This is a genomic window from Acinetobacter uliginosus, assembly GCF_044130295.1.
Lineage (GTDB): Bacteria > Pseudomonadota > Gammaproteobacteria > Pseudomonadales > Moraxellaceae > Acinetobacter.
Map to the genome: position 1 here is coordinate 1 of NZ_JBIQOC010000015.1, position 15,474 is coordinate 15,474.

General features: G+C 42.8%; 16 protein-coding genes. 8 read left to right on the top strand and 8 right to left on the bottom strand.

Going from position 1 to position 15,474, the window contains the following annotated elements; all coding sequences use genetic code 11:
- Positions 1–304 (top strand): FAD-dependent oxidoreductase (locus ACE01T_RS04740; protein ID WP_395518827.1); only part of this gene is annotated, 304 nt, incomplete at its 5' end.
- Positions 305–539: 235 nt separating this feature from the next.
- Here ACE01T_RS04740 and ACE01T_RS04745 read toward each other — a convergent pair.
- The 3 genes from ACE01T_RS04745 to ACE01T_RS04755 form a co-directional block, all read right to left on the bottom strand.
- On the bottom strand, positions 540–794 hold the full coding sequence (locus ACE01T_RS04745) for a YfhL family 4Fe-4S dicluster ferredoxin (RefSeq protein ID WP_086195634.1): 255 nt from the start codon (positions 792–794) through the stop codon (positions 540–542).
- Between the two features lie 14 nt (positions 795–808).
- On the bottom strand, positions 809–2,209 hold the full coding sequence (gene trhP / locus ACE01T_RS04750; RefSeq protein ID WP_395518828.1) for a prephenate-dependent tRNA uridine(34) hydroxylase TrhP: 1,401 nt from the start codon (positions 2,207–2,209) through the stop codon (positions 809–811).
- A 71-nt stretch (positions 2,210–2,280) separates the two neighbouring features.
- Positions 2,281–2,709: a Cd(II)/Pb(II)-responsive transcriptional regulator gene (locus tag ACE01T_RS04755; RefSeq protein ID WP_180043891.1), complete on the bottom strand. Its 429-nt coding sequence runs from the start codon at positions 2,707–2,709 to the stop codon at positions 2,281–2,283.
- A gap of 82 nt (positions 2,710–2,791) precedes the next feature.
- On the opposite strand from ACE01T_RS04755, the gene ACE01T_RS04760 reads away from it, so the two are divergent.
- Positions 2,792–3,427 (top strand): cation efflux transmembrane domain-containing protein, encoded by a 636-nt coding sequence (locus tag ACE01T_RS04760; protein ID WP_180081352.1) that lies wholly within the window; start codon positions 2,792–2,794, stop codon positions 3,425–3,427.
- A 60-nt stretch (positions 3,428–3,487) separates the two neighbouring features.
- Here ACE01T_RS04760 and ACE01T_RS04765 read toward each other — a convergent pair whose 3' ends face one another.
- On the bottom strand, positions 3,488–4,267 hold the full coding sequence (locus ACE01T_RS04765; protein WP_005236496.1) for a ferredoxin--NADP reductase: 780 nt from the start codon (positions 4,265–4,267) through the stop codon (positions 3,488–3,490).
- A gap of 105 nt (positions 4,268–4,372) precedes the next feature.
- Here ACE01T_RS04765 and tsaA point away from each other — a divergent pair, with 105 nt between their 5' ends.
- Complete coding sequence (gene tsaA, locus ACE01T_RS04770; protein ID WP_395518829.1) at positions 4,373–5,095, top strand: tRNA (N6-threonylcarbamoyladenosine(37)-N6)-methyltransferase TrmO; 723 nt, start codon at positions 4,373–4,375, stop codon at positions 5,093–5,095.
- Here the strand turns inward: tsaA and ACE01T_RS04775 are convergent.
- Positions 5,092–6,342 (bottom strand): MgtC/SapB family protein, encoded by a 1,251-nt coding sequence (locus ACE01T_RS04775; protein ID WP_218944735.1) that lies wholly within the window; start codon positions 6,340–6,342, stop codon positions 5,092–5,094. The genes tsaA and ACE01T_RS04775 overlap by 4 nt on opposite strands.
- 258 nt (positions 6,343–6,600) lie before the next feature.
- Between ACE01T_RS04775 and tfpB the strand changes: the two genes are divergently transcribed.
- The 4 genes from tfpB to ACE01T_RS04795 all read left to right on the top strand — a co-directional run bounded on the left by tfpB (position 6,601) and on the right by ACE01T_RS04795 (position 10,968).
- Positions 6,601–8,358, top strand: coding sequence for a type IV pilus assembly ATPase TfpB (tfpB, locus tag ACE01T_RS04780; protein ID WP_180081356.1), 1,758 nt, complete (start codon positions 6,601–6,603; stop codon positions 8,356–8,358).
- Positions 8,359–8,456: 98 nt separating this feature from the next.
- A complete protein-coding gene (locus ACE01T_RS04785) occupies positions 8,457–8,819 on the top strand; it encodes a NirD/YgiW/YdeI family stress tolerance protein (RefSeq protein WP_395518830.1) in 363 nt (120 codons plus the stop codon).
- Between the two features lie 144 nt (positions 8,820–8,963).
- On the top strand, positions 8,964–9,623 hold the full coding sequence (locus ACE01T_RS04790) for a response regulator transcription factor (protein WP_395518832.1): 660 nt from the start codon (positions 8,964–8,966) through the stop codon (positions 9,621–9,623).
- A gap of 1 nt (position 9,624) precedes the next feature.
- Entirely contained in the window at positions 9,625–10,968 is a 1,344-nt protein-coding gene (locus ACE01T_RS04795; protein WP_395518833.1) for a sensor histidine kinase, read from the top strand.
- 63 nt (positions 10,969–11,031) lie between these two features.
- Here the strand turns inward: ACE01T_RS04795 and hemP are convergent, their stop codons facing one another.
- Entirely contained in the window at positions 11,032–11,202 is a 171-nt protein-coding gene (gene hemP, locus ACE01T_RS04800; RefSeq protein ID WP_180043905.1) for a hemin uptake protein HemP, read from the bottom strand.
- 139 nt (positions 11,203–11,341) lie between these two features.
- Between hemP and ACE01T_RS04805 the strand changes: the two genes are divergently transcribed.
- Complete coding sequence (locus tag ACE01T_RS04805; RefSeq protein WP_395518834.1) at positions 11,342–12,241, top strand: NUDIX domain-containing protein; 900 nt, start codon at positions 11,342–11,344, stop codon at positions 12,239–12,241.
- 50 nt (positions 12,242–12,291) lie between these two features.
- Here ACE01T_RS04805 and ACE01T_RS04810 read toward each other — a convergent pair whose 3' ends face one another.
- Positions 12,292–12,858 (bottom strand): tetratricopeptide repeat protein, encoded by a 567-nt coding sequence (locus tag ACE01T_RS04810; protein ID WP_180174467.1) that lies wholly within the window; start codon positions 12,856–12,858, stop codon positions 12,292–12,294.
- 15 nt (positions 12,859–12,873) lie between these two features.
- Complete coding sequence (gene mrcB / locus ACE01T_RS04815) at positions 12,874–15,267, bottom strand: penicillin-binding protein 1B (RefSeq protein WP_180043913.1); 2,394 nt, start codon at positions 15,265–15,267, stop codon at positions 12,874–12,876.
- Positions 15,268–15,474: the final 207 nt, after the last annotated feature.

Sequence of the window (15,474 nt, forward strand, 5' to 3'; positions counted from 1 at the left end):
TTCACAGGTCACTGCACTGAAATACAAGGACCGTGCAACGGATGAGGAACATACGATTGAACTGGCGGGAATTTTTGTACAGATCGGTTTGTTGCCAAACACGGATTTCCTGAAAGAAACCGCTGTTGAACTGACCAATCGTGGCGAGATCGTGATTAACGAGCGCAATGAAACCAACGTGAAGGGTGTGTTTGCTGCTGGTGACTGTACCACAGTGCCGTACAAGCAGATTATTATTGCCACCGGTGAAGGTGCGAAAGCATCTCTATCTGCCTTTGATTACATTATCCGTTCGGGACAGTAACTAAAAAAGCCAAAGTGGCTATGTAAACATAGACACTTTGGCTTTAGTTCCCCAAGTTTTTGTTTTACCCTGTTTATAGGAACTCAGCATGCTAACTCTGGGTTCCTTTTTTTATTATGACCATTTCCATGGTTATTCTGTTCTTCTGCATTTTTTGTTTTGCCTTTTTTATTGTTCTTTCCCCAAACTTGTTGTATTTAATTAAGCAATTTTAATGCCATCTCCAAAGATTTTTTTAAGATTTGAATAAATTCAAGTCCTTAAACTTCTGCATCAACTGTTCTTGCGTCTCCATATGTTCAGGATGAGGAATAATGCACTCAATTGGACACACGGCTACACAGGTTTGGTGCTCATAAAAGCCGACACATTCTGTACAGCGTTTCACGTCAATTTCATACACCTTGTCGCCTTCATAAATGGCCTCATTCGGACATTCAGGCAGACACATATCGCAGTTGATGCATTTATCGGTAATCAGTAAAGCCATCCTGATCTCTCAAACTAGATGGCTTGATAAGCCAAAGATGATGCTGAAATATCTGCCGTTGAATTTGGCAAGTTGCGAATCAGCAGGGCAAAGTTCATGTCTACATCAGCAGGGACAGGAATATCCACGATATGACCTGAGCCCTTGGCATCCTCAATCAGATTACCTTTTTTATCTTTCATTTCTGTTAAAGTAAACGTGATATTGCCTGAAGTGGTCATTAGCTCAAGCGAGTCACCCACCACAAAGCGGTTTTTTACCTCAATCTTGATATAGTCACCGTTACGTTCTAATACTTCACCGACAAATTGCTGATGGTCAAAACGCGATGAACCGGTTTCATAATTTTGATATTCACTATGCACATGACGGCGCAGGAAACCTTCGGTATAACCACGATTCGCCAGGCCTTCCAGCTGAGTCATCAGGGCCGGATCAAAAGGTTTGCCTTCTATAGCATCATCAATCGCTTTACGGTAGATCTGTGCAGTACGCGCGCAGTAGAAATATGATTTGGTACGACCTTCAATTTTTAAGGAATGAATGCCCATTTTGGTTAAACGGTCGACATGCTGTACCGCACGCAAATCTTTAGAGTTCATGAAGTAGGTGCCATGTTCGTCTTCTTCAGCTGCAAACATGTCTTCTTCATTGCGTTGTAATAAAACCGGCTCGCCAAATTGGTGTTGTTCTAGGGCGTGTTGCTCATCGGCATCTTTGTTTTTGCAGCATGATGATGATTCTTCAATTTGTTGAACTGGAATCACATCTCCAGTTTCATCTTCAGCTGCTTCGTGAATTTTATAGTCCCAGCGACAGGCATTGGTGCAGGCGCCTTGATTAGCATCACGTTTATTCATATAGCCAGAAAGTAAGCAACGACCGGAATAAGCCATACATAATGCACCATGCACGAAAACTTCAATTTCCATGTCTGGGACATTATTTTTAATTTCTTCAATTTCTTCGATAGAAAGTTCACGTGACAGAATGACACGAGTCAGACCCATGTTTTTCCAGAATTTGACTGTTGCCCAGTTCACGGCATTGGCTTGTACAGACAGATGTACAGGCATGTCGGGAAAATGTTCACGCACCATCATAATCAGACCCGGGTCAGACATAATCAGTGCATCCGGATTCATGGCAACCACTGGTTCCAGGTCACGAATGAAGTTTTTTAACTTGGAGTTATGCGGTTGAATGTTCACCACCACATAAAACTTTTTACCTAAAGCGTGTGCCTCGGCAATGCCAATGGCCAGATTGTCATGATCAAAAGCATTGTTACGCACACGTAAACTATAACGTGGCTGACCTGCATATACCGCATCGGCACCATAGGCAAAAGCATAGCGCATGTTTTTTAGTGAGCCGGCAGGTGAAAGAAGTTCTGTAACGTGAGTAATGCTCATGACAAAATTAAAGGCATATTAAAAATATGGCTTAATTGTATGGATTTAAAAATTAGATTCAACCCAGTAAATTAGTTGGATATTTCCTTATTTTCGGCTTCGAGTTGTTTTAAAATCTGGCAACTGTCAATGGTTTTGGTGCTACTGCAAGAGGCGCGTAGCTGGATGAGCTGTTGTTGAAATTTTTGTAATTCTATAATTTTATCAGTAACTTGTTCAATATGTTGTTCAATTAGCTGATTCACTGCATGGCAGCTTTGCGAGGGCTGCTGTTCTAGTTCAAGCAAGGCTTCAATCTCGCTGAGTGAAATATCGAGCGTGCGACAGCGTTTAATAAACATCAGTCGTTTGAATGTATTTTCATCATAATAGCGATAATTATTGTCGCCACGAAAGCTGGGTTGGAGCAGATTTTTCTTCTCATAAAAACGGATCGTGTCAGTGCTGAGCTGGGTTTTATTGGCTAATTCTTTAATTAAATAATATTTAGGTGTATTCATGCTTGACCTTGGAGTTACTCCATAGTTTTGAATAACAATAATACAAACAAGGTTTTAAATAAAGTCATAGAGGTGGTGAAAAATGGCATGTACTTGCAGTCATGAACCTGCACCGCAAAAGCCACATAGTAAATTTCGGACTGCTTTGTGGATTGCGCTCATTATTAATATTGTGATGTTTATCGTAGAATTGATTGGAGGAGCATATGCCCATTCATCGGCATTGTGGGCAGATGCACTCGATTTCTTTGGGGATGCGGTGAACTATGGGGTATCACTTGCCGTATTGGGTGCAAGCCTATACTGGCGTGCTACGGTGGCGTTGTTAAAAGGCGCGACCATGGCGCTGTTTGGTTTCGTGGTTATGGGTAAAGCTATTTATGCCTATCTACAAGGTATTCCGCCTGAAGCCATGACTATGGGGGCAATTGGTCTGCTTGCTTTAATTGCCAATGTCACTGCGGCAGTGATTTTATATGCCTTTCGTGATGGTGATTCAAATATGCAGTCGGTCTGGCTGTGTAGCCGTAATGATGCCATTGGTAATGTCGCGGTGATTTTGGCTGCCGTCGGTGTGTTTGGTACAGGGAGCATGTGGCCTGATATTGTCGTCGCTTTAATTATGGCAAGTTTAGGTTTAACAGCAGGATATCAAGTCATTCAAAAATCTTTACAAGAGCGCAAAGAGAATAAGCCTTTTGTACATGCATCTGAGTAATTAAAGGAAAAAATCTAAAAAACCGAGCTACTCAGCTCGGTTTTTTAGATTCAAGGAATCTTATTTTTCAACGAATGCACGTTCAATTACGTAGTCGCCTAAAACGCCCATACGTGGAGATTCTTTTAGACCATGCTGGTCAAGAAGAGCCGCTACGTCGTCCAGGAATGCCGGGCTACCGCAAAGCATGGCACGGTCAGTTTCCGGGTTGAAACGTGGCAGACCGATTTTTTCGAACAATTGACCAGATTCAATGGCAGTGGTTACACGACCTTGAGTATGGAACTCTTCACGAGTTACAGTTGGGTAATACACTAATTTTTCTTTAGCACCTAACTCACCAAAGAATTCATGGTTTGGAATTTCGTTGAGAATCAAATCTTGGTAAGCCAATTCTGAGATAAAACGTGTACCGTGAACCACGATGATTTTTTCGAAACGTTCGTAAGTTTCAGGGTCACGAATCACAGACAGGAATGGAGCAAGACCAGTACCAGAAGAAAGAAGGTACAAGTTTTTACCCGGGTTCAAATCGTCCAGAACCAAAGTACCTGTAGGTTTTTTAGAAACCAGAATTTCGTCACCCACTTTTACTTTTTGCAGAATAGAAGTTAAAGGACCATCTGGAACTTTAATAGAGAAAAACTCGAGTTCTTCTTCGTAGTTAGCACTTGCAATTGAATAAGCGCGCATTAAAGGCTTACCATTCACTTCAAGACCGATCATCACAAATTGTCCGTTTTTAAAACGTAATGCAGTATCACGAGTTGTTTTAAAAGAGAATAAAGTGTCATTCCAGTGGTGGACGTGAGTAATCTTTTCGACGTTGAAAGCAGCCATTAAAGGTCTCAATAAGTTATCAAATTAGAACAGCTTACTATTCTAATCTAAAAACATTCTCGATAAACTGAATATATTTAATTGAACTTATCAGAAAAAGTGATTATGACTGAGCTTAAAATGCCAATAATTGGGTATATGAGATCGCCCTATAAAGAAAAATTTGGCATTCCACGCCAACCCAATCTGGTACAGGTTGAATCCTATATTGAGATGGTTGAACCTTATAATGATTTACTGGCTTTTGAAGGAATCGAGGAATTTAGTCATCTCTGGCTGTTGTGGCAGTTTCATGAAAATAAAAATAAGCAGGAAAGTCAAAAGTTTAGACCACAAGTTCGTCCGCCGCGTCTGGGGGGGAATACAAAAATCGGGGTATTTGCAACACGCAGTATGTACCGTCCATCACCGATAGGTCTATCCGTTGTCCAGCTGAAAACAGTGAAAAAAGTTGGCAAGTCTGTACATGTGTATGTGACAGGGAGCGATCTTCTGGATGGCACACCGATTGTCGATATTAAACCTTATATCCAATATTCAGATGCTGTGGTTACGGCGCAAAGTGGTTATGCACAGGATGAACCTGAACGACATTCTGTGATCTGGACAGAAAATGCCGAACAGCAAAAGCAAGATTTAATGAAAGGCCACAGGTTAAATAGTCAAATTGTGAATGAACTGGAACAGGTTTTATCGCTCGATCCAAGGCCGGCTTATCAAAATGATGCGGAGCGGATTTATAAAATGAAGTTTGCTGATTTTGATATCAGTTTCAGGGTGGACTTGGATGGCATTACAGTCATAGAAATTGTTGAACTTTCAGCTTAATGTTGTACCAGCCACCAAAGTACACCGATCAAAACAGCCATATGCAGAATTTGTATAGGTGCAAAATAAAGTGCAAATTTTAATCCTCCGCTTATGGCTGCATTAATGCATTTAGAAACGGCATGAGCACCCAGACCTAACATCATTGCATAGAGCAAGCTGGCATTTGTCGGTTCACCCTGAATCACTACAGCGGCTGCAGCGGCATGAATTTCAAACAGTGAAGCCAGCAGTGTACCTGCAATTAATCCGGAATCACCCAGTAAGAGTTCTAGGCCATGTACACCGGCCTGAATGACCGTTAATGTCCCTGCAATAATGGCTGCTTCTTTTAGACTGAACATGGCACTATCTACAGGTTCTGTTTCTTCGACAGGCCCTGCTTTACGTAAAAGCCAGTAAGCGCACAGTGCTAAAATGCTGATGGCAATGAGCGAGGGAAATATCAGCAGCTTTAGCCAGATTAAGGAGACTCCTCCTACCACAATCAATAAAAGTACCAAAGTGGATATACATGACATCAGTGCTGCACCGGCATTGGATCGGGCATCGGCTTCTTCATTGCGTACTTGTATACCTAAATGTGCAATCATTGCTGTACTGGAAACAAATCCGGAAGCAATTGCAGAAAGTATGAGAGCTTTCTTACTTGAAAGTAAACGTTTGGCAATATGTGCCAATGCTTGTACGACAAGAATCAGGGTGAGCAGTTTTAAAATAATATGCGGATTAAGCACGTTGCCCCATAAAGGCGTATCAGGGGTCAGCGGTAAAGCGATTAAAATTAGGGCCAGTAAAAATACACCATCTTTAAGTTCTGCCCCGGTAATCCATTTTCCAGCAATCCCGTGCATGGACTGTTTCATCATTAAAATGAAGGTCAGTATCACAGAGAGACTGGCAGCCAGCGTAATATTCCACACACACAGCGCACCAATGAAATAAGTCATGACAAAAGCCAGTTCGGTGGTAACCCCGGGATCTTGCAGCTGGTTTTTAAGGGAGAAAATACCGATACCGCCAACAATCAGTGCACCAATCACGCCAAAGATATCGCCAAAAGCAAAACACAAGGCTCCCAGTAGAGCGCAGATTGCGAATGAGCGAACCCCGGCAAAGCTATGCTGATTTTCACGTTGCTTGCTACGTTCACGTTCCAGACCAATCAGCAAGCCACAGCCCAATGCTGCTGCCATAATCATCAGCAAGGCTTGAAATGATGTACTTTGAAGGGGCAGATTCAGCATATTATTCACAGTGAAAATCCAGTTATCGGGTTATGCATATTCAGCTGCTGAATTAAACAGCATATTCGGCATTATTGGCTATAAATGTCCGAAAGTAAAAGCATAATGCTGATGAAAAACAGCTATAGTTTATTTTGCAGTAAATGGTTATATAAATCAGTTTAGAAAAAGATATGGGGATATCTTTTTCTAACAACGGACTGAAGCGAGATGATCTTTAGTTTGTTATAGTGTGTGAATGTTTTGGGGCATATAATAATGAAGTTTAATTTTGAAATGGATACATCTTGGTGTCTGGAACAACTACAAAAAGATGGACGTATTACCGAACGTAACAAGCTACTGATCCAAACTACACACCGTCAACGTGAGCAACTGAAATGGCATCCCTTGCAGTGGATCGCACATTTTAATCTGGTCGATCAGGCGCATCCACAATCGACCTTAACCTTAAACCGCTTGTGCCAGTGGATTGCAGACAAAGCCAATATTCCTTTTTATATTATTGATCCCTTGAAGGCCGATGTTGGTGCTTTGACCAATATCATGTCGCAAGAATTTGCTGTGCGTAATAAAATTCTGGCCGTTGAAATTCAGCCGGATAAAGTCCTGATTGCCACCGATCAACCGTTTAAAACGGAGTGGGTGGCCAATCTTGAACATAGTATTGCCCCGAAAAAAATTCAGCGTGTACTGCTCAGTCCGGATCAGTTGCAGCGCTATCTGGTGGAATATTATCAGGTGAGCCGGGCGGTTAATTCATCGCAAAAAAACAGTGCTTATGACCGTGATAACAAAGGCGTAGAAGCACTATTGCAACTGGGCGATACGCAAAACCCGGATGCCAATGACCAACATATTGTCAAGCTGGTGGATTGGGTGTTGCAGTTTGCCTTTGAACAGGGTGCCAGTGATATTCATCTGGAACCCCGTAAAGATACCGGCAAGGTGCGTTTCCGTATTGATGGGGTATTACATACCATTTATAAAATGCCGGCCAATACCCTGACCGCCGTGATTTCGCGCATTAAAATTTTAGGCCGCATGAATGTGGCGGAAAAACGCAAACCGCAAGATGGCCGTTTAAAAACCCGTACGCCTAAAGGACAGGAAACTGAGTTACGTCTATCCACCTTGCCGACCGCTTTTGGCGAAAAAATGGTGATGCGTATTTTTGACCCGGAAGTGTTGGTACGCAGTTTTCAGCAGCTCGGTTTTGAAGGCGGGTTACTGAATGATTGGCAGGCTTTAACTGCACACAGTCATGGCATTATTTTAGTCACGGGTCCGACCGGTTCAGGCAAAACCACCACGCTGTATTCTTCACTCAAACAGCTCGCAACTGAAGAAGTCAATGTCTGTACCATTGAAGATCCGATCGAGATGCTGGAACCGAGCTTTAACCAGATGCAGGTGAATCAGGGGATTGATTTAAGTTTTGCCGACGGTGTGCGTGCGCTGATGCGTCAAGACCCGGATATCATTATGGTCGGCGAGATTCGTGATCAGGATACCGCCAATATGGCGATTCAGGCCGCATTAACCGGTCACCTGGTGTTATCCACCTTGCATACCAATGATGCACCATCCAGTCTGACCCGACTGCATGATTTAGGGGTACAGCCCTTTTTAACTTCAGCCACGATTTTAGGTGTACTGGCACAGCGTCTGGTACGTAAACTTTGCCCGCATTGCAAACAGGAAACCTTTATTAATGAACAGGAATGGAAGCATTTAACCTTTGATTATGTACTGGAAATGCCAAACTTCGTATTTCAGGCGGTGGGTTGTGAAGAATGTCGCCATACCGGCTATAAAGGACGTGTCGGCATTTATGAGTTTATGCCTTTAAGCCTTGCGACCAAACAGCTGATTGGTGCAGATGCGACTTTAAACCAGCTCCGTGATCAGGCTAAGAAAGAGGGGATTGAGCCGCTACGTATCGCGGGGGCGCGTAAAGTACTGGCAGGAATGACCACTTTGGAAGAGGTGTTACGCGTTGTTCCACTGAATTGAAATACTGTTTGAAAATGAAGCTATCTTAAGATTCACCTCATCTTGATTTGTTTTAATCATGCTATCGAAATGAGCAACAACTTAATGAGGGTTTGAGCATGAACATGATTTCTAAAGCAGCTTTAATGACCGCTTTGGTCGGTGCAACAACATTCGCCGTGGCAAATACTACCGTAAATCAAGCTGCAATTGCACCACAAAAAGCCACTACGGTTAAACAGGCTTTAACTTTAAAAGATGACAGCAAGGTACAGCTTAAAGGCTATGTGGTAAAAGCAGTCGGGGATGAAAAATACCAGTTTCGTGATAATACCGGCACCATGACCGTCGAGATTGACGATGAGTTATGGCAAGGTAAACCCGTAAATGCCAAAACGCCAGTGACCATCATCGGTGAAGTCGACATCGATTACAAACCGGCTAAACGTATTGAAATTGATGTGGATGCCATCCGTTTTTAAGTGATGCCATGATAGATCAAGATGTAAGAGATTCTTCCTGATTTCTCCCCAAAACCACATGCATGTCATGTGGTTTTTTTGCAATCATGTGGTTTAAAAAACTGTTATCTTAAACAAAAACATATCCAGACATGAGAACAAGATATGCGAATCTTAGTGGCAGAGGATGATGCTTCCCAAGCAGAAAGCATCAAAACATGGTTGGAAATGGATGGCTACAATATTGACTGGGTGGAACGTGGCGATCATGCCATTTTAGCCATTGAACAGCATCAATATGACTGTATTCTGCTCGATCGTGGGCTACCCAAAGCCAGTGGCGATGACATTCTTAAAGCTCTACGTGCGCATCAGCAACAAACCCCTGTGATTTTTATTACTGCACGGGATAGTATTCATGACCGTGTTGAAGGGCTGGATTTGGGTGCCAATGATTACCTGGTCAAGCCTTTTAGCCTGGAAGAACTTTCTGCGCGTGTACGTTCGCAATTACGCCAGCATCAAAGCAGTGCCGGACAGTATCTGTGCTATGCAAATTTAGTCCTCGATCCACAGGCCAAAACGCTTATTCAAGATGGAAAGGCCGTCAATTTAACCGCCAAAGAATTTCAGATTTTACATAAACTAATGCAAAAGCCGGAGCATGTAATTACCCGTGAACAGCTGGAAGAATCACTTTATGCTTGGGGTGATGAAATAGAAAGCAATGCCATAGAAGTGTTTATCTATCAATTGCGTAAAAAGATTGGCAGCCAGTATATTAAAACCATCCGTGGTTTGGGCTATCGCATGAGTCAGGGTTAGTATGTTAAAAGCCATTTCTCTACAAACCAGGTTAATCAAGACCTCATTATTCAGTTCCATATTGGCTGGGGTTTTGGCCTTGCTGCTTTTTGTGGGGATTTCCTTGTACCAGACCATGCAGGTACAAGACCAGATCATGGATGAAATTGCAGATATGCTGTTGATTTCAGATGTAAGTACGAGTTCAGGACAACAGGTCGATGAACTCAGTGATGAATTTGATATTCAATACCAGTTAAAAGATCAGCAACAGGTACTGAGCGAATCAGAAAATTTCCATTTGGACCATCTGTCTTCAACGTTCAAAAATAATGTCGATGAAGGTTATGATCTGATTTGGCACGATCAGCAGTTGTGGCGTATCTACACCTCGCAAAATCCTGAACTGAATACTTCAGTATTGCTATTGCAGCCGATGGGAGAGCGCTTTAAAGCTTTGGCTCAAAATGTCATGGGCTATGGCCTGATTTTAATTGTGCTCTGGTTCATTCAGTGGCTGATTTTACATTTTGCTGTGAAACGCCAATTTAAAGTCATTCATCAACTGTCCAGAGAAATTTCAGCTAAAAGTGCCGATGATCTCGCACCGATTCAGCAGCAAGTACCTGAATTAAAAGAATTACAGCCGATGGTATGGCAGCTGAACCAGTTATTAAAGCGGCTTGAACAATCTCTGGTGGCAGAACAGCGTTTTACTGCGGATGCTTCGCATGAATTACGTTCGCCCTTATCTGCTATTCAAATGCGTTTGCAGGTACTGAAACGTAAATATCCGGAACTCGACCAAGACTTGGCGAGTATTCAAAATGATGTCAACCGTGGTACACAGGTGTTAGAAAACTTGCTGTTACTGGCACGACTGGACCCGGCTCATACGGGTCAACTGCCCAAGTCTGAAATGGATATGAACAGGGTGATCCATGAAGTCTTGCAAGCCTTACAGCCCTTTGCCGCCGAGAAAAATATTCAAATCCAGACACAATTCGCCGAAAATCTGGTGATTACTGGCAATGACAAACTCATTTTCAGTTGCCTGCGCAATCTGCTGGACAATGCCATCCGTTATGCTGGGCAAAATGGTCATGTATGGATTGAGATGCAGCACAAGCAATCATACATCAGCATCGTGATTGAAGATGATGGACAAGCTGTGACAGAAGAGGTTTTACAACGACTGGGTGAGCGCTTTTATCGGGCATTGGGTACTAAAACGCAAGGTTCAGGATTGGGGTTGTCGATTTGTAAAAAGATTATTGAATTACATGCCGGTGAAATTCATTTTTCTCGGTCGGTATATGGTGGATTAAAAGTTGAACTGCAATTTCCATTGCATATCCAGCGTTAAAAAGCAGTATGTTTGCGCTCATACTGCTTGTTTCCACGTTTATTATTGTTGAGTGAATTATTTTTATTTGGTCAGAATAAGACGATTGTTACGGGTTAAACGTAGACGATATTCTTCTCCGGCATGCATAATCCGAATTTCTCGCCCAAGAGCAAACAGGTTGTTCGAGTGCAACATGGGAAGTGAGTGAGCTGTATCGTTATTACGGGTAAATAGGCTAAATGGTGCGTTCATTCCGTCGATTCCGTGGTATGTATTAAATTATTTAAATGATAATCATTATCAAGTAATTCTGTCAATTAATTATTTAAGATTTTATAAAAAACTTAAATTTGCTTACACTCTGTAATATTTTCATGCCGAGGAACAGGGAATGTTTAAACCCATCATTGATGTTGCCATTGCAATTTTACTTCATCAGAACAATGTGCTGGTCGGCTGGCGTGAAGCGAAACAGCATCAGTGCAATAAACATGAATTTCCGGGAGGAAAATTGGAGGAGGGTGAAACGCCTTTGGCGGCATGCCGCCGTGAAATTTATGAAGAAGTGGGCATTGGTCTGCATGAATGGCATGCCTTTGATGTGATTGTTCATGAATATGATGATGTAATCGTCAAGCTGCATTTATTTCATGCCGTTGTACCGACTGCTTTATTGAATGAAATTCAACAGCCGTGGAGCTGGTACAGCCGTGAAGAATTGTTGAATCTAAATTTCCCTAAAGCCAATTTAGCCATAATTCAGCGCCTGTATTGGCCCCATCAGATTAAAATTTCAGCGCAGCTGGATGAGGTTGCACAGTTAAAACAGGACCAGTTGTTATATTGGCGTGTCGAGGGAACTCAGCAGCAGCTCACGGAACTGGCTAAGCGCAGTGTGAAGCATTTATCTCGGCTGATTGTCAATGTCGATATTTTTGAACAATTAAACCCGATTCAACAGCAAGCCATTTCCGCCATTCATTTAAAACAGCCACAACTGATGGCATTAAAGCCGGGTGATTTGCAGATCGGTAAACGTTACATTGCGGCATGTCATGATTTGGCTTCAATGCAACAGGCGCAAAACATCGGTTGTGATGCAATCTTGCTGAGTCCGGTTCTGCCTACAGCCACCCATCCAGAGGCTGTAGCATTGGGATGGGAACAGTTCAAGTGCTGGGTTTCACAGGTCGATATACCGGTTTTTGCCTTGGGCGGCATGCAGGCGGGTGATCTTGCCATTGCTAAAGAGCAGAGTGGTTATGGCATTGCCGGGATGAGATTTTTATAAAACAAAGACAGAGGATGTATTGAGATGATCAGTTCAATATCTCCTCAAGTTTATAAGCTTTGCAGGGCTTTTTGCGCTTGTTGAATGGTTTTTTGATCTTTTTGCTGTTGTGCAGCTTTTAAAATGACCTGCCAAAGCTGTTTCTTCATGGCATTGGTTTGTGCATAACTAAGCCCGCGTTGTGCCAAAGCTTGAGCATTTACTGGTCGATTCTTTTTATTGGCAATCAAGGCCAGATACAAGAAGGTTTCAGCGGATTGCGGCGCAAGGCGTTGAGCTTGCAATGCCGCAGCTTCAGCTTCATTCCATTGCCCTTGCTTATAGGCGAGTTGAGTTTTTTGCATGAGCTTTTGAAATGCAGGTAGCTGGCGGCCATCATCAAACTGCTGTTTGCTCTGTTGCTCAGGAACAATCACCTGCATCTTTTTACGTTGAATTTCTTCACGTTCATAAGGGGTAATGACCACGCCTGCAGGGGTTTTAATGTCCCGCTTTTCTGTCTGGGTAGGTTTTGGTGGCTGTTTGCTCTTGGGAGCAGGCAGGCTTTGACAGCCCGCCAAAGCGATCAAGCTCAGAATAATCAGCCCGTGTTTATGCCGTTTAGATTGCCTGTTCATGCTCAATTATTACCCTTAATTGTTATAACTACCGCTTGAAATGATCTGATTGGTAGAACCATCGTTCTGGGTTTCAGTCTCACTTTCACGGATATAGTTACCAATACTATCGTTTTGATCTACGGGTGTCTGATTGTTTTCAGTATTAGGTGTGTCAGCAGGTTCTACCTGATAATGCGGTATACCACAACCGGTGGCCTGACGTGGCATGTTACTGCGTAGTAAGGGAATGTACATCGCACCTTCACAGCCTTGTGCGGATAGATGACCCGTCGAACGATCAATCCATTGCCATTGTACACTGTCAGTTTGACGCAAGTTAACCGGTTTTTGACGCAACTGTTTCATGACATTAATCCAGATCGGAAGTGCACCTGAAGAACCGGTTAGACCAGTCACCTTGTTATTATCCAGACCCAGCCAGACTACGCTGAGATAATTGCCTGAATAGCCTGCAAACCATGAGTCGCGGGTATCATTGGTGGTGCCCGATTTGCCTGCCAGTTTCAAGTCAGCAGGGAAAGCACTATAAGCTGCACGTCCCGTACCAGAGTTCATGACTTGCTGTAAACCATAATTCAAAATATAAGCTGCAGAAGCGTCGATGGTTTGTTGTGGCGTCAGACCATAACGATCGAGCAGGCGTCCATTGGAATCGACCACTGAGCGAATGGACTTGATAGGATATTTGAAACCGCCGGTTGCAAAATTGCCGTAAATACTCATCACTTCCATCGGTGACATATCAATTGCACCCAGGAAGATCGACGGATAGTTTGGAATATTGGCAGTCACGCCAAATTTTTTCAGATGATTGCTAAAGGTGGAAATACCAAATTCCTGACCCAAACGTACTGCCGCGAGGTTATAGGAGTTTGCCAGGGCTTCCGACATTGGAATAACACCGTGTGCACCACCACTGTAATTCCTAGGTGTCCAGTTTTTACCTTCACTTAAGATGCTGATGGCACTATCTTCAATGGGACTGGCCCAATTATAGCGTCCTGACTCGATTGCGCTTAAGTAAATGACCGGTTTAAGCAAGGAACCGACCTGACGTTTTGCATCCAGCGCACGGTTAAAGCCAGTAAAGTCCTGAGTCGAACCTAAAGCGGCAACCAGTTCGCCATTTTCAGGATGAGAAATTAAAACAGCACCTTGCAAATCTTTTAAACGTTGCGGGTTGGCATTGGCCAAATTGGAAACAGATGCTTTAAATGCTTCCTGTACCTTGGTTTGGGCAATCGGGTCCAGCGTGGTAAAGATTTTTAACCCTTGATTGGTCAGGTCGCCTTCCTGATATTCGGTGCGTAGCTGTCGACGTACAATATCCATGAAATCCGGGAAGCGAGCAGGCCCCAAGGTGGGTTTTGCAATGACATTTAATGGTCGTGCAACTTCTCGTTCATACTGTTCTTGGGTCAGATACCCCATCACCAGCATGTTGTGTAACACGATATCGCGACGTTTTTTTGCACCTTCCGGATTTTTCCATGGATTAAACAGGGACGGTCCTTGTACCAGACCGACTAAATAAGCCTGCTGGGCAATATTCAGTTCACGTAGCGGTAAGCCAAAATAAAACTGTGAAGCCAGACCATAGCCATTAATTGAATAATTGCCATTTTGCCCCAGATTCACTTCATTTAAATATGCTTCCAGAATTTCATCTTTGTCATAATGAAGCTCAATCAGCATGGCCATCAGGGCTTCATTGACTTTACGTTTTAAGGTTCTTTCTGGACTTAAATAGAAATTCTTCACCAGCTGCTGGGTCAGGGTAGAACCGCCCTGACGTTTGCCACCAGTGAGATTGCTGACTACAGCACGCGCTGTACCACGAACCGATATGCCATGATGATGATAAAAATTACGGTCTTCTGTTGAGATCAGGGCTTCAATGAGCGGTTTAGGCACATTATTAAGCTTAATCAGCACACGGTCTTCATTATGTTGCGGATAAATTCCGCCAATCAGTAAGGGTTCTAAACGTGCAATGCCGGTAGAAGAAGGTTTGGTTGCACTGACTTCACCAATCTGATTATCATTAAAGGTAACTTTTAACACCTGCTCAGGTTCAACGCTGTCACCAAAGTCGAAGCCGCGGGTATGCACATAGATTGCATCACCGGAGCTTACATAATTGCCGGATTGGGCATAGCTATCAGAACTTTTATAGCCCAGCAGTTTGAGTTCCTGAGAGAAGTCTGTCTGGTTGACCGGCGCATTGTTATAAATCTCCAAAGGACGGGCAAAAACTTTTGCCGGAATGTCCCAGCGTTGACCTTCAAATTTATTGCGTACAATATTATCCATTCGGATTAAATAGATACTAAAAACTAAGAAGATGCCAATGACTAATATTGAGAAAATAAGGGCCACTAAACCGATACCGCGTTCAGACTTCATCAATGATTATAAGATCCAAATAAATTGTGCTAATCATGCGAAGCTTTTTATTTTTTTGCAATAATTAATCTGTGAATGAAGAGAAAATATAACAATAAACCGCACAAAATATTTGTAATGAGTCTTTGATTTTATAAAAGATATTATTTTTAGTATTCAAACCGTATTTGCAAATAAATATGTTCATATTAAAGCAAGTGAACAGCA

Bases quoted from the DNA above. Each gene is read 5' to 3' on its own strand.
- tsaA (WP_395518829.1), top strand. From the start codon at position 4,373: ATGACTGAGCTTAAAATGCCAATAATTGGGTATATGAGATCGCCCTAT.
- trhP (WP_395518828.1), bottom strand. From the start codon at position 2,209: ATGAGCATTACTCACGTTACAGAACTTCTTTCACCTGCCGGCTCACTA.
- ACE01T_RS04775 (WP_218944735.1), bottom strand. From the start codon at position 6,342: ATGCTGAATCTGCCCCTTCAAAGTACATCATTTCAAGCCTTGCTGATG.
- ACE01T_RS04755 (WP_180043891.1), bottom strand. From the start codon at position 2,709: ATGAATACACCTAAATATTATTTAATTAAAGAATTAGCCAATAAAACC.
- ACE01T_RS04795 (WP_395518833.1), top strand. From the start codon at position 9,625: ATGTTAAAAGCCATTTCTCTACAAACCAGGTTAATCAAGACCTCATTA.
- ACE01T_RS04760 (WP_180081352.1), top strand. From the start codon at position 2,792: ATGGCATGTACTTGCAGTCATGAACCTGCACCGCAAAAGCCACATAGT.
- mrcB (WP_180043913.1), bottom strand. From the start codon at position 15,267: ATGAAGTCTGAACGCGGTATCGGTTTAGTGGCCCTTATTTTCTCAATA.
- ACE01T_RS04790 (WP_395518832.1), top strand. From the start codon at position 8,964: ATGCGAATCTTAGTGGCAGAGGATGATGCTTCCCAAGCAGAAAGCATC.
- ACE01T_RS04785 (WP_395518830.1), top strand. From the start codon at position 8,457: ATGAACATGATTTCTAAAGCAGCTTTAATGACCGCTTTGGTCGGTGCA.
- ACE01T_RS04765 (WP_005236496.1), bottom strand. From the start codon at position 4,267: ATGGCTGCTTTCAACGTCGAAAAGATTACTCACGTCCACCACTGGAAT.
- tfpB (WP_180081356.1), top strand. From the start codon at position 6,601: ATGAAGTTTAATTTTGAAATGGATACATCTTGGTGTCTGGAACAACTA.
- ACE01T_RS04745 (WP_086195634.1), bottom strand. From the start codon at position 794: ATGGCTTTACTGATTACCGATAAATGCATCAACTGCGATATGTGTCTG.
- ACE01T_RS04810 (WP_180174467.1), bottom strand. From the start codon at position 12,858: ATGAACAGGCAATCTAAACGGCATAAACACGGGCTGATTATTCTGAGC.
- hemP (WP_180043905.1), bottom strand. From the start codon at position 11,202: ATGAACGCACCATTTAGCCTATTTACCCGTAATAACGATACAGCTCAC.
- ACE01T_RS04805 (WP_395518834.1), top strand. From the start codon at position 11,342: ATGTTTAAACCCATCATTGATGTTGCCATTGCAATTTTACTTCATCAG.